We start from the raw sequence: 14,558 nt of genomic DNA, 5'->3' as shown, positions 1-14,558 counted from the left end.
CGCGCCCAAATGTGTGTCGCGAGTAGATAAATTGGCATAAAACAGACTATGTTTTTCTTATATGGTTCCCTTGTCGTCTAGTTCAAGTCGTTAAAAACATCTAATTTTCAGATAGGCGACGCTTATTCGAAACAAATAGGCTGAAAACTGTTCGTGAACGTTGATAATTTGCTATTTTGTTCATTGTTTGTAAAAATTGGGTTTATTACAGGTCAGACCACTTATTTCACGTGGTCATTAATTTAGGTGCATTATGTCAACAAGACAATCTGTTACTACCCGCGAGGGTGATCGCATCGCCATTGTGGCGGGGTTACGTACTCCGTTTGCAAAAATGGCGACATATTTCCACGGCGTTCCCGCTGTCGATTTAGGTAAAATGGTCGTTAACGAACTGCTCGTACGCCATGGTATACAAAAAGAATGGGTTGATCAGGTTGTCTACGGTCAAGTTGTTCAAATGCCTGAAGCCCCAAATATTGCCCGTGAAATTGTATTGGGTACTGGCATGAACGTGCACACAGACGCCTACAGCGTATCTCGCGCATGTGCCACTAGTTTCCAGTCCACTGTGAATATTGCCGAAAGTATGATGGCTGGCCACGTTCAGGTAGGTATTGCTGGTGGTGCTGACTCTACGTCTGTATCGCCAATTGGTGTATCTAAAAACCTAGCTCGCGCATTGGTGGATCTTCAAAAAACCAAAACCTTGGGTCAGAAGTTTAATATCTTTAAGCGTTTAGGCCTTAAAGATCTGGCCCCTGTGCCGCCAGCCGTTGCAGAATACTCAACTGGTTTGTCTATGGGACAAACTGCTGAGCAAATGGCGAAATCGCACCATATCTCACGTGAAGAACAAGATGCACTAGCGCATCGTTCACACAGTTTTGCGGCGCAAAGCTGGGAAGAAGGTAAGCTAGATAGTGAAGTGATGACCGCTTATGCAGAACCGTATAAAGGCGCGTTATCTCGCGATAATAACGTACGTTTCGATTCAAAGCTTGAAGGCTACGCAAAACTTCGTCCTGTTTTTGATAAAAAATACGGTACGGTAACGGCAGCTAACGCCACCCCACTAACTGATGGTGCTTCAGCCGTTATTATGATGACTGAAAGCCGTGCGAAAGAGCTGGGTTATAAGCCATTAGGTTACCTAAAAAGTTACGCATTCTCTGCCATCGACGTTTGGGAAGACATGTTAATGGGGCCTTCTTACGCTACCCCAATCGCACTAGACCGTGCAGGCATGACATTAAACGATATTACGCTTATCGAAATGCACGAAGCCTTTGCGGCGCAAACCCTTTCTAATGTGAAGATGTTTGCCAGCGATAAATTTGCCCAAGAAAAACTTGGCCGCGCTAAAGCGACCGGTGAAATTGATATGGACAAATTTAACGTAATGGGAAGTTCTATTGCTTATGGTCACCCGTTTGCGGCGACAGGTACGCGAATGATTACTCAAATGCTTAACGAGCTTAATCGCCGAGGTGGTGGTACTGGTCTACTAACCGCTTGTGCAGCGGGTGGTTTAGGTGCAGCTATGATTGTGGAGACAGAATAATATGAGTCAGGACACAACAATGACAAATGACGTTCAAGCAACATCTGGTGCCTTTACGTTAATTAAACAAGACAATGGCGTAGCCATACTCACCATGGATGTACCTGGCGAGTCTATGAATACGCTAAAAGCAGCTTTTGGCGATGAAATATCTGCCATGCTGGATGACATTGATGCAGATACCAGTATTAAAGGTGTTGTGCTAACGAGTGGCAAAGCAAACTCGTTTGTAGCCGGTGCCGATATTAGCATGCTTGCGGCATGTAATACCGCAGAAGACGCAACAACGATTGCAGCAGGCGGCCAAGCTATTTTTGACCGTATCGAGCGCATGAAAGCAACTTTTGTTGCCGCCATAAATGGCCCTGCGCTTGGTGGTGGTCTAGAGCTTGCCCTTGCATGTCATTATCGAATTTGTACCGATTCACCAAGTACTCAGGTGGGTTTGCCTGAAGTTCAGCTTGGCTTATTGCCTGGCAGTGGTGGTACACAACGATTACCTCGTTTAATTGGTATACAGCAAGCCATGAAAATGATGCTTACTGGTGCGCCAGCCCGCGCGAAGCAAGCTAAAAAGTACGGCATTGTTGATGATGTTGTACCGCAAAGCGTGTTGCTTAAAGTGGCTGAACAGTTTGCCCTTAAGCGCAAGCCTGAGCGTGAAGCGCCGCAAAAAAGCGTAATGGACAAAATGCTTGAAAATACCGGCCCAGGCCGCGGCATGATGTTCAAAAAAGCGCGCGAAGCGACGTTTGCAAAAACTAAAGGTAACTATCCTGCGCCAGGTTACATCATTGATGTTATCGAAACTGGCATGCGCGATGGCATTGAAGCTGGCCTCAAAGCCGAAGCTGAAGCATTCGGAAAGTTGGTGATGACGCCTGAATCTTTCCAATTACGCCAAATATTCTTCGCGACTACCGACATGAAGAAAGAAAACGGTATTGAAGGCGTAGCGCCAGAGAAAATGAAAAAAGTTGGCGTATTAGGCGGCGGATTAATGGGCGGCGGTATTGCGTTTGTAACCTCTACCAAAGCTGGCGTGCCTGTGCGTATTAAAGATGTTCGCCCTGAAGGCATTGCTAACGCAATGAAATACAGCTACGACATTTTAAATAAGAAAGTGAAAAAGCGCTTCATGCGTAGTAGCGAAATGCAAAAGCAACTGTCGCTTATCACTGGCACCTTAGACTATAGCGGCTATCAAGATACCGATATTGTAGTTGAAGCGGTATTTGAAGATTTAGATCTTAAGCAAAAAATGGTCGCGGATATTGAAGAAAATTGCAAAGAGAACACCATCTTTGCCTCTAACACTTCTTCTATTCCAATTACCCAAATTGCTGCCAAAGCGGCTCGTCCTGAAAACGTGATTGGCCTTCACTACTTTTCACCTGTAGATAAAATGCCATTGGCGGAAGTTATCGCTCATGAAACTACGTCAGATCAAGTTATTTCATCTACTGTTGAATTTGCGAAAAAGCAGGGTAAAACACCCGTCGTTGTTAAAGATGGCGCAGGCTTCTACGTTAACCGCATTTTAGCGCCTTACATGAATGAAGCGGCTAGCTTAATTCTTGCTGGTGAGCCTATCGAGCATATCGATAAGTCTCTCGTTAAGTTTGGCTTCCCTGTAGGTCCTGTGAAGTTGCTTGATGAGGTTGGTATTGATGTTGGTACTAAGATTATCCCTTTCCTAGTAGAAGCCTTTGGAGAGCGTTTTACGGCGCCATCTGCTTTCGATAAAGTACTGGCTGATGGTCGTAAAGGTAAAAAGAACCAAAAAGGTTTTTACAGCTACGAAGGCAAGAAGCCAGGTAAAGAAGTGGATGAAAGTATCTACTCACTTCTAGGCTTAACACCGTCAACTAAATTGAGTGAAAAAGAAGTGGCTGAACGCTGCGTGCTTATGATGCTTAATGAAGCCGCTCGCTGTTTAGATGAGAGTGTTATTCGAAATGCCCGTGATGGCGACATTGGTGCTATCTTTGGCATCGGATTCCCACCGTTCCTAGGTGGTCCTTTCCGTTACATGGACACATTAGGCATTAAACATGTTGTTGAGCGTTTGAATCATTACGCTAGCACCGTGGGTGATAAATTCACACCTGCAGATATATTGGTGAAAATGGCTGAAGAGAACAGCACCTTTTACTGATGTATAAGCAATAGATAAATAGCCGGGCTCCTGAAAAATTAAGGGTTCCCGGCTTTTTTGTATGTAATGATTAATGTTGCTGGTTTACTAGTCAATTTTCAGTACAATCCCGCAGTTTAAAAAATTCCAGTCAAAATTTTGGCGTTGTATTTAAAAGAGTTTTTCAATTCCCTTAAATACTAAGTTAAGTAGGAGAGCTTTTTGTTTGTTTTAATATCGATAAGCCTATTAAGTAGTGTTTTCTTTTATGTTGAGGCTGTGAAGTGGGGAATGAATGCTAAGTATTGGGCAGCGCTTGCGTTAGTGATAGGGCCTTTTGTATTCCCTTTGTTCGGTATTGCCAGACATATACATTGGCGCAGGGCTGTAGGATTTAATAATCTAATGGTAGAAGCTTAAACAGCTACATAGAGGCTATAGAAGCACTGTTATGTATGAAGCGCTTAAAGCCTTTAAAGCCTTTAAAGCAAGAATAACCCCTTTCTATCCCCCATCAAGTCTATGCATTAGGCGCACCGCTGAATTTCAGGTATAAAAAAAGAGAGTCTATGCTCTCTTTTTTGGAATTCTTCGAGGCTATTATAAGCCTACACCATAACCATTGCCGGTTTTAGGGCGGTAGTTTTGAGGTTGTGTAACCGACTCTTTTTGCTGCTCAGGGGCTTGCTTAGCGCCTTCTTGGTTATCAGCAGCAACAGGGGTAGCGGTAGATAGTACTAATGCAACAGCATACTCTTTTAACATTTTAATATTCCTCTGATTTTTTTATTTTAAGAACGAACAAACAAAACCGATAGAAAGGATGTTTACCGGTTACAGAAGATATTGCGAGAGATGTGCCAACTTTTTAAGCTGTTGATTTTTATGGTTTAAGGTTGGTTTTGGTGCGTTTTTTGACACTTGAATTAGTCAAAAGTAGTAAGCGCCAAAAAATAGTCAGATGTTTGAATGGCCAAGCAGGTTGTGAAGTTTTTGATTTTCGGTAAGTAATTTTTCAAAACGCTCAGCATTAAGCGGGCGGCTGTATAAAAAGCCCTGTAGCATTTCGCAATCATAGCGACGTAAAATATTAAGCTGCTCTTCTTCCTCAACCCCTTCAGCCACTACTTTTAAGCCTAGGTTGTGAGCGATATTAATTATTGCTGCTGCCATATGACGGTCTACGCTACTTTTAGCGATATCGTCAATAAAGGCCTTATCTATTTTAAGCGTATTGAGTGGGAATCGCTTCAGATAGGCCAAGGAAGAGTACCCAGTACCAAAATCATCTAGGGCAAGGTGTATACCGCGCTCTCTCAGGCGGCTCATCATCCGAAGGCCATTTTCAGGGTCTTCCATTAAAGTCCCTTCGGTAATTTCACACTCTAAATGAAGTGGGGATAGGCCAACTTCACTTAAAATACGGTTAATTCTATCGTCTAAATCTGGAAGTTCGAATTGCTTAACAGAGATATTCACGGCTACGCGACCGGTAAATAAGCCTTGAGAGACCCAGCGTTTGGTATCTATACAGGCTTTACGTAATACCTGTTCACCAATTTCGATGATCTGACCTGTTTGCTCAGCAAGGGGAATAAATTGCCCAGGACTCACTATGCCTTTCTGCGGGTGTTCAAAGCGCACTAACGCTTCCATACTCACCAGTTTACCAGAGGCGATATCAACTTTTGGTTGGTAGTAAACCGTAAATAAGTCGTCTTTAATACCTTGGCGAATTAAGTTTTCGATTTGCAACTGACGAACCGCATTTTGGTTCATTTCACCGCTGAAGAATTGATAGCTATTACCACCATTATTTTTTGCAAAGTACATGGCGGTGTCGGCATTTTTTAGCATTTCTTGTGGCGTATTACCGTCGTCAGGGAAAAAAGCTATCCCCAGGCTTGCGCCCAACACAAACTCTTGCTTATTGATAATGAACGGGCGAGCAAGGGTATCGAGTAAGTTTTGTGCATAATGGGTGACAGTATGAATATCTGCACTATCTTCCATTAAGACACTGAACTCATCGCCACCAAGTCGGTAACATGTAGCATTTTTACCCGTAATACGTTGTAGGCGTTTGGCAATTTGTTTAATTAAGATGTCGCCAGTTTGGTGGCCTAGCGAGTCATTTATCTTCTTGAAGTTGTCCATGTCTAAACACAGCAAAGTGTGAGGAGCCCCTTTACGCACTAAGTTCTGATGACTCGCTTGGTAGAACGAGCGGTTAGGAAGCTCAGTGAGTGGGTCGATATTAGCCAGTTTAAGTAATTCTTTTTCGGTACTCTTACGTGAGGTGATGTCGCTAAATACACCCACGAAATGACTTATCTTTCCGTCGTCATCGTGTACTGCATCTATGTTTAGTTCCATTTCGTAACGTTCACCATTAACGCGAACTGATTCTACTTCACCCGACCAATTACCTTTGGTTTTCAGTGTCTTTTTAATCTCTTCTGTAAACGCATCGGGATACAAATGGAAATGCAGATAGCTTGCAAGGGCTTGTTCTCTAGTTTCACCTGTATAGCTACAGTAAGCGTTATTCACTGAAATAAATTTGAACTGGGTGGTAGTAATGAAAACACCCTCAGAGATATTTTCAATTGAGCGCTTAAACAGGTTTAGCTGTTCTTCGGCTTCTTTTAGATGGTTAATATTCTTCAACGTTCCGGTCATTCGAACCGGCTGCTGGTTATGATCCCGTTCAACCACTTTTCCGCGATCTAGTAACCATATCCATTGGTTTTTAAAAGTTTTAGCGCGATAGGCAAGCTCATAGAAGTCACTCTTGCCTTCTAAATGACTGCGCAATGCATCTCTAACGCGCCCAATATCATTAGGGTGAATGTTAGCGTCGTAGGCGCCCGTGGTTCTTATATCGTCTTGCGGGAAATCTAACGTACCCCATGTGTTTGCTCGATATACTTGGCCACGATATACGTCCCAATCCCATAGTTCGTCACCAGAGCTCCATAAAGTAAGTTTAAGTCGCTCTTCTGATTCACGTATGGAAAGTTGATTCGATTTACGTAGTTGGTACTGTCGAATGATAAAGGCTAAAACAATGGTAAGTATTAGCGCATAAAAAACTAATGCAACAGTATGAAGCCAAGGCGGGCGATTAATATAGATTTTTAACTCGCGACTTTTAGACCAATGTTTCCCTGGCTCGATAGCTTGAACTTCAAAAATATAATTGCCAAACGAAATGTTGTTAAATTGAGCGGTTCTAACATTTTCATTGTAAACCCATAAATTATCCATGCCTTTTAGGCGATAGCGATATGAAACCTCTTTGGGGTAGACAGCGTTTATTAAACCAAATGAAATGCTGAATCTAGATTCATAATACTCAAGTAGTTTGTCACTTTTGTATGTAATATTTGCGAGTAAACTGTCTTCTTCAACTACTTTATCGGTACCAAGTAATCCCGTATTTGCTTGGTTTGATTCACCAAAAACTCTAAATTCAAATAGTTCGGGCGTACTGGTTCGATTTTCACCTTCTATTGATGATACTTGATGTGCTTTGGATATTCTGTTGAAGCCTTTGTTGCCGCCAAAATAGATATCCCCATTGGAGGTTGCTAAAACTGCACTTTCCCCAAGAGAATTAAATTCAAGTTGATCATTTGAAACACTCGATATTTCCGTGAGTGTAGAAAGTTCTATTTGATGGACCCCCGCACTGTCTGCGTACCAAATACTGTCGTGGGTACCAATAGATGAAAAAATAAACCCTTTTCCATCATCACGAGTTTGACGCTGTACGACCTGCAGAGTTTTCTTGTCAACTTTAAGCACGCCATCCGAACGGGTGGTTAACCAATACGCGTCAGGTGTTTCATACACGCCGTAAACGGGTGACGAGAGGCCTTTTTCTTTTCCAATTCGCTCTACTACTCTGTTGCTCGTCAGGGAGTAAAGAAGAATGCCACTTTCTTGTCTAAGCCATAACCGATTGTTATTGTCACTAAATATAGGGAGCAGGATGGTAGAAGCAGTATCTACTTCATGATGAATAGGCGAAGAGATTTCCGTATTCATAGTTGTGTCTAATGAATACAGGCCATTATCTTCTAACCAAACCCAAACTTTATCGTTTCCTTTATAAATATAGTCAACAAACTGACCAGGGAAATAACGTTTCAATAGTTCAAGCTTATTATCTATTCGCTTATAAACACTTAAACCTCCTGAGCTAGCAACCCAAAAATAACCTTCTTTATCAATTTCAACATCCCAATAGCTAGTGCCAGGAGAGATTTCCTCATCGAAAGAGATATAATCGAAATCACCCGTAACGCGATCAAGCCTCCCAATTCCATCTTGTTGAGAAGCAAAATATATGTCATTTGAAGAATCTTGGGCTAGACCCCATATCGTTGAGTTTTCATCTCCATCTGTGTCTTTAAGTGCACTAGAGTGAAAACGTATTTCAGAAAACTCCGAGTGGAATTTGAAAGCATTTTGCATAGTGCCAAGCCATAGGGCACCGGATCTATCTTTAGTGATACCGAAAATAATATTCTGGCTGAGCTTGGTTGTATTTTGTTTGTCTGAACTTAAATGGGTAATGTCTGCAGAAGATATGTTTTTTGGCGATTCAATATTGGTATTAACGATAAAGAGGCCATTGTCTGAGCTGAACCAAACATGCTCATCAAACTCTATGATAGAGGTGACATTTACGTCGCCATCAAGGTTCATCAACTCTCTACTAATGTGCTTGAGTTGGCCGCCATTCGCACTAATAATATATACGCCTTTATTAGTGGCTAACCAATAATTGCCTTCAATTACTGTAATATCATGCAGAGCCCCTGTATCTAGACTGATCCCCCATGGGTTGACCATACCTAACTCAAAAACTTCGTTGGAGTTCTTATCTAAAATCTTTGCACCTAGTTCGTTAGAGCCAAACCAGATTCGAGAAGGTTCATCATATATTAACTTTATGGTGCTATCGGACTTATAGACTTGGGCAAGTATTTTTATTTGGTCATTTTCGTTTTTAGATAAGGAATACGCATATTTATGGTCCGAGAACAAAATATTACCGTTAATACCTTCACTAATTGTTGTGATTACATCGAGTTTGATAACGGAGTTTTGCTTGGAAAATGTTTCAAAATCATCACTTTCTGGTCGGTATCGGGCTAACCCTGAATGAGTCGCAATCCAAAGGATGCCATCAGAATCAACAAATAATTTTTGAATAAATCCACTAGGAAGGGCATGGGGGTCATTATCTGACGGGTGATACTGATTAATTTCATAACCAGAGTAACGGTTAAGCCCGTTAGGTGTCGCAAGCCATATGTATCCCTTGTCGTCTTCGGCAATGTCGAGGACAACGGTACTAGATAACCCATCTCGATTATCTAACTCAGTAAATTGTAAATCAGCAACTTCTATGGCCGCCGCATCGGAGAAAATTACTCCAAGCAGTTGAAGCCATATGACTATAACTGAGTAAGCTAGGGTTGAGCGCACCTACACACCTTTGGCATTACGCCTTATCATTATAATTTATAGTTAGGCTGGCCGCGTCCCTAACAGCCAGAATAATAAATATGCCGAAATAACGCGGGCTCTACAAGCGATTTTTAGTTATAGGAGGGTGATGGTTCAATTGTTAACCATCTTTTGCTAGTAATAAGGAATTTGGGATTTAAACTCAGAAATTCCATTTATGGTTCTGTGCTTTGGCGTTTCTAGTTTTTCATACTTACCTTCTGCAAACAGAATCAACTCTCCGCAACGCTCTCGCTTGGCAAGTTGATGAGCGTAACTCTGAATATCTTCAAAACTCAACGCACTAATACACTCAGCGAGTTGTGTATTTCTATTAAAGCTTAAATCTTGCGTACCTAAGCTTATCCATAGTCTTTGCGACTTCATCGACAAATTAAGGTCACGTTCTTCAAGTTGTTTTAATAAGTTCTGTTTGATCGTAGACCAATAAAAACGATAAAACTCGATTTCTTCTAACTGCTGAAACAGAAATACGGTCATGGCATCAAGTAGCGTTTTGGCACTGTTATTAGGGCTTTGCACATAAAATGCCATCCCAGGGTGTTGATTGTGGGGTACATAGCCGGTTCCCACAATGTAGCCCAACTGCTGTTCTGTTCGAAGCGCATTGAAAAATGGTGCCGCCAACATTTGCTCTAACACCATACAAAGTGCAGTGTCGTGAAGGCCTGCAGTGGGGGCTTGTAAATACAGCACAACAGCCGCATCGTCGTGCTCACAACTGACTTGATGATAAAAAGCTTCGCCAACGGGTAGTTTTGATACCGCGCGAGACAAAGGTGCACCGCTGGTGTTATCACATTTACGATCAATAGTGTTTGCGAACTCCATTGCTTGCTCGCTGGCCCAATTGCCATGCACAAAGCTTTCTATGAAATAATCGTCAAATGCAGTGTCACGCACTTTAATCATATCTTCATAAGATGTGTTGGCTACGGCTTGCAGTAATTCTATTGGGGCTTGAGTATTACGCTGTATCAACACACTCAACCTAGAGAACAAGCGGTTAGTTGGTTTGTTTAACAATGAGTTCTGTAAATTCTGAAGCTGCATTTGTTTGTAATGCTGAAAATTAAACTCTGATGGTTTAAACGATAAGACCGCTTCTAGTAACTGCTCTGCTAATAACATCTGCTGATTGGTAAAGCCTCGGGTATGCAGTGTAAAGCCAGCTTGGTGGCCATAAATTCGATAATGCAGACCCGCAATTTCGGCGCGGTAATACTTGGCTTGCAGGTAGTCATTTAATGCACTTAACCAAATTCGCTTAGCAGCAACCGCGGTTAAAGAATCAGAAAAATGCACCATATCAAACGAGACATAAATGTCGCCCTTGGGGCTAAAAAACTGTTGGTCTTGTGCAAACCAAAAGCGCACACCGTCTTTATCAACCAGTTTCGTAGGGTTATCGAATCCTGTTTCGGGTAATACTAACGCATAGCTTTCCCCCAAATAGGGGTTCGGAGGGGGCAGTGATAATGCTTCAATCGTTATTGGTGACGCAAAGGCGTTCAACTGTTCTTCAGCAATAGGCTGAACACGGTATCTTGCATTGTAATATGCGCAGCTTCTGTCGGTTTCTACATCCGGAGAGATTACTTTTAATCGAATATTAAACGGCGTAAAGAACGACAAGGCCTCTTTCATAACTGCGCCATCGTAGCTACCAATACTCGTGCGAAGCTTTCTTAGTTGCTCCGGAGTGAATAAAAATTGATGCTGAGCAAATTCGCTAACCATCGTTAGCGGCTTAACGTTTTCTTCATATTCTAGTGCTAGTGCGGTAAGTTGTGCTTTCTCTTCGAATCGCCATGAATCATTAATAGAGAGCTTAACCAATTCTAAGTAACTAAATAGTGCCATTACCACATTGTGTTGGTTTGCTAACCCAAGCTCTGTTAGCTGAAAGCTAATATTGAAGTCTTTGAATTTGTCGCCTTCAATACCCGAACCAGCAATTAGATTTACCGCCCAGTTTTGGCTCTTTAAGTAGGCAAGTAAACTGCCTTCGCCTTCATCGCCAAGTAAATGACTAATATAATTTAGCGGTTTGGTATCGATATCGTTGTGAATACCAGGCAATGCAAAGGTTACTATCATTCGCCGCGCTGTTTGCAGCGGTTTAATATTAATTTGAATACCAAGCTGAGAAGAGGAATAAAGCGCAGGCCAAGAATCACTGGCTAACGCGCCGGCCTCAAAACTTGAAAAGCTCTGTGTTATTAACGCTTCTAACTGAGCAATGGGAACTGGGCTTGAAATACACAAACACATATTGCGCCCACAATAATACTGTTTATGCAGAGCTCTTAATGCCTCGCGAAGGCTGCTAACTTCGTGTTTTGAAAATATATCAGCATTGCCAACAGAAAATTTGGAGAAGGGGTGAGCAGGATTACACGTTTCTTTGTGAATTTGATAAAGCCGGCGTAAGTCGTCTTTAATTTTAAACTGAAACTCTGCATCAATGGATTTGATTTCATTTGTAAGCGCGGTTTCATTTAAGATGGGCTGGCGCAACATATCGGCAAAGGCCGGCAGGGTTTGGGCAATCGCAGAACCGTCACACTGATAGTGATAATTCGCATATTCAGTGCCTGTCCACGCGTTAATATTACCGCCATGTTGCTCGATGAACCCATTGATACTATTTGGGTTTGGAAAATGTCGACTTCCCATAAAAAGCATGTGTTCTAGTAAATGGGCTAGCCCCTGACATTCGTTTGGATCGTAAAAATGACCCGCACGAACCGCCATAGAAACATAGGAGGTGCTGGATTGTGGCTCATGGCATAACATAACCCTTAGACCGTTAGGCAAGGTAAGATGATATGCGTTATCAAACTTTTGAACGTTAGTCACATGATCTCATTGTAATAACTCAAGACAAAATTGTCAGGAAAACCACGAACTGCTCACAATCCCTGAAATGAAATAATACAGTTTAATAACCACTATTTAGGTTTTGTGCTATGCGTAATTAAAGCACTCTGTTATCGTAACTGCACTTAAAACATAGTATGCGTAATGTTATGTCAGGTCAAAGTAGCAACGACGACATTTTTTTATTTATCATGCGCCACGGAGAGGCAGAAGCACCGCGTTTGGATGACAAAAGTCGGCAGCTCACTCAAGTTGGTAGACAGCAATCGTCGGCCGCTACGCAGTGGTTGTGTGCGAATTATTGTCCTGATAACGCCGTAGATTTGGCGTTAATCAGCCCTTATCGCAGAACGCGTCAAACCCTTGATATGGTCTCCCTCGATATCGTCGCTGATAAAGTCGAAGTGAATGAAGATATTATTCCCGACGGCTCGGCAGAATTGGTTAGCGATTATTTATCGGCGCGCATTCACAGTGCTGTGAATTCTAAACAACCCCTTAAGCGAATATTAGTGGTTAGCCACATGCCATTAGTCAGCTATTTGGTTGACGCATTGTGCCAGTCTTATACAACCAGTTTATTCGCTACAGCCTCCATTGCCGTTATTCGATACTCGCTCAGAACACAAAAAGGCACCTTGGTAACGCATTACCAAGGCTGAAGGTTTAAATGGCGATAAAAGGTCAATGTACGTGGTGTATCTGGCTTGAACAACCATGGTTACATTAGACTAAAGATTTATTTGTGAATTTTGCTTCAGAAGTTTTGTTTTTGACCGATAATAAATATTGAGAGTGTCAAAGTTTATTCGAAAGCAAGGTGGGGAATGACCAGCAAATCTATTCCTGAACTCCTCAAGCGTTCATTGCAGTCGCACATGGCGGAAGCAGATTTGCGCGAAGACGAGGAGATGCAGGACATTATTACAAAATTGTCTACGTTGTCTGACAAGGTTGCGGCTGCAAAAGCGCAAGTGCTTGCCAAACGTGCTCAAAAAGCAGTAGATAAAATCTAGTCTGAAGCGCCAGACTGGGGTGCGTTGAAGTACTCCGGCATAATGCGAACCGTTTTGATCATGTTTTCTGTAATATCCACAATCTCTAACGGGTAACCTGCCAATCGAACACTCACTTTGTTCTCTGGAATCTCTTCTAAATACTCTAGCAATAACCCATTCAATGTTTTCGGGCCTTCAGTAGGCAAGTTCCAATCCATTTCTTTGTTAAGGTCACGAATATTAGCACTGCCGTCTACCAATACAGAGCCATCTTGCTGAACGTGTGCTTCTTTACTGTGATCAGGCACCATACTGGTGGTGAAGTCGCCGATGATTTCTTCAAGAATATCCTCTAATGTAACCAAGCCCATAATATCGCCATACTCGTCGACAACGAGCGCGATACGTTCTTTTTCTGCTTGGAACTTATACATCAACGTATGTAATGGCGTAGATTCTGGCGTGTAGTATATTTCTCTTACCGCACGAAGCAGACTTGACTTAGTGAACTGATCTTTTGACAACAAGCGTAGTGCATCGCGCACATGTACGAACCCTACCGCATCATCAATGCTATCGCGGTAAAGTAACACACGGGTATGTTGAGCGTGAGTAAGGTGCTTCTGAATTCGCTTCCATTCATCGTTAATATCTATGGCAACAATTTCAGCTCTTGGCACCATAATATCTTCCGCTGTTACGCTCTCTAAATCCAAAATACTCACCAACATATCTTGGTGTTTTTTGGGAATAAGGCTGCCGGCTTCGTAAACAACGGTACGTAATTCTTCGCGGCTTAAAGAGTCATCATTACCATCTGATGGACTAATTTTAAGTAGCGCTAAAATGCCGTTAGTAATGCCATTAATAAAAGCGACAAACGGGTAAAGAATGGTTAGCAAGGGTAATAATATTACTGAACTTGGGAAGGCCACTTTTTCTGGGTAAAGTGCAGCTAATGTTTTCGGGGTAACTTCTGCGAAAATAAGCAAAATTAAAGTTAAGCCAAAGGTGGCTGCAAATAAGCCCCAGTAATCGCCAAACAAGCGAATACAAATAATTGTCGCTAACGATGAAGCGGCAATATTAACAAGGTTGTTCCCTATTAGGATAAGACCTATAAGTCTATCGGGGCGGTCGAGAAGTTTTTGAACCCGTTGGGCAGATTTATTGCCTTCGTTTTGCAGGTGCTTAAGGCGATATCGGTTTATCGACATCATGCCTGTTTCAGAACTAGAGAAATACGCAGAAAGTAATATGAGTACGCCGAGCGCGATAAACAGCGTACTCGTAGATATGTCGTCCAACTATTGGGTTCCTATCATTTATTGATGTTCAAATACTATAATTTGAAATTGGGTCTACATGTGCAATATACGCAGCATACGCAAGGTGTGCACGTAAATTTGATTAATTCATTTGGATAAATGGC

9 protein-coding genes are annotated in these 14,558 nt (G+C 42.2%); 5 read left to right on the top strand and 4 right to left on the bottom strand.

Annotated elements, in window-relative coordinates:
• The first annotated feature begins 253 nt into the window (after positions 1–253).
• The 3 genes from fadI to J8L84_RS04675 all read left to right on the top strand — a co-directional run bounded on the left by fadI (position 254) and on the right by J8L84_RS04675 (position 4,121).
• On the top strand, positions 254–1,564 hold the full coding sequence (fadI, locus tag J8L84_RS04685; RefSeq protein WP_013784923.1) for an acetyl-CoA C-acyltransferase FadI: 1,311 nt from the start codon (positions 254–256) through the stop codon (positions 1,562–1,564).
• Between the two features lie 19 nt (positions 1,565–1,583).
• Positions 1,584–3,722, top strand: a complete 2,139-nt coding sequence (gene fadJ, locus J8L84_RS04680) for a fatty acid oxidation complex subunit alpha FadJ (protein ID WP_211069660.1) — start codon at positions 1,584–1,586, stop codon at positions 3,720–3,722.
• Between the two features lie 201 nt (positions 3,723–3,923).
• Positions 3,924–4,121, top strand: a complete 198-nt coding sequence (locus J8L84_RS04675; RefSeq protein WP_211069659.1) for a hypothetical protein — start codon at positions 3,924–3,926, stop codon at positions 4,119–4,121.
• A 180-nt stretch (positions 4,122–4,301) separates the two neighbouring features.
• Here the strand turns inward: J8L84_RS04675 and J8L84_RS04670 are convergent, their stop codons facing one another.
• The 3 genes from J8L84_RS04670 to J8L84_RS04660 all read right to left on the bottom strand — a co-directional run bounded on the left by J8L84_RS04670 (position 4,302) and on the right by J8L84_RS04660 (position 12,107).
• Positions 4,302–4,466, bottom strand: coding sequence for a hypothetical protein (locus tag J8L84_RS04670; protein WP_167347518.1), 165 nt, complete (start codon positions 4,464–4,466; stop codon positions 4,302–4,304).
• Positions 4,467–4,658: 192 nt separating this feature from the next.
• Complete coding sequence (locus J8L84_RS04665; RefSeq protein WP_211069658.1) at positions 4,659–9,203, bottom strand: EAL domain-containing protein; 4,545 nt, start codon at positions 9,201–9,203, stop codon at positions 4,659–4,661.
• A gap of 156 nt (positions 9,204–9,359) precedes the next feature.
• Positions 9,360–12,107: an insulinase family protein gene (locus tag J8L84_RS04660; protein ID WP_211069657.1), complete on the bottom strand. Its 2,748-nt coding sequence runs from the start codon at positions 12,105–12,107 to the stop codon at positions 9,360–9,362.
• Between the two features lie 170 nt (positions 12,108–12,277).
• Between J8L84_RS04660 and sixA the strand changes: the two genes are divergently transcribed.
• Positions 12,278–12,790, top strand: a complete 513-nt coding sequence (gene sixA, locus J8L84_RS04655) for a phosphohistidine phosphatase SixA (protein ID WP_231518498.1) — start codon at positions 12,278–12,280, stop codon at positions 12,788–12,790.
• 165 nt (positions 12,791–12,955) lie between these two features.
• A complete protein-coding gene (locus J8L84_RS04650; RefSeq protein WP_013784916.1) occupies positions 12,956–13,144 on the top strand; it encodes a hypothetical protein in 189 nt (62 codons plus the stop codon).
• Here J8L84_RS04650 and J8L84_RS04645 read toward each other — a convergent pair.
• Positions 13,141–14,433 (bottom strand): HlyC/CorC family transporter, encoded by a 1,293-nt coding sequence (locus J8L84_RS04645; RefSeq protein WP_013784915.1) that lies wholly within the window; start codon positions 14,431–14,433, stop codon positions 13,141–13,143. The genes J8L84_RS04650 and J8L84_RS04645 overlap by 4 nt on opposite strands.
• Positions 14,434–14,558: the final 125 nt, after the last annotated feature.

This window comes from Alteromonas sp. MMG017 (genome assembly GCF_018100795.1).
GTDB lineage: Bacteria > Pseudomonadota > Gammaproteobacteria > Enterobacterales > Alteromonadaceae > Alteromonas.
Note: the sequence above shows the minus strand (reverse complement) of the source record. Positions and strands in the feature narration are given on the sequence as shown.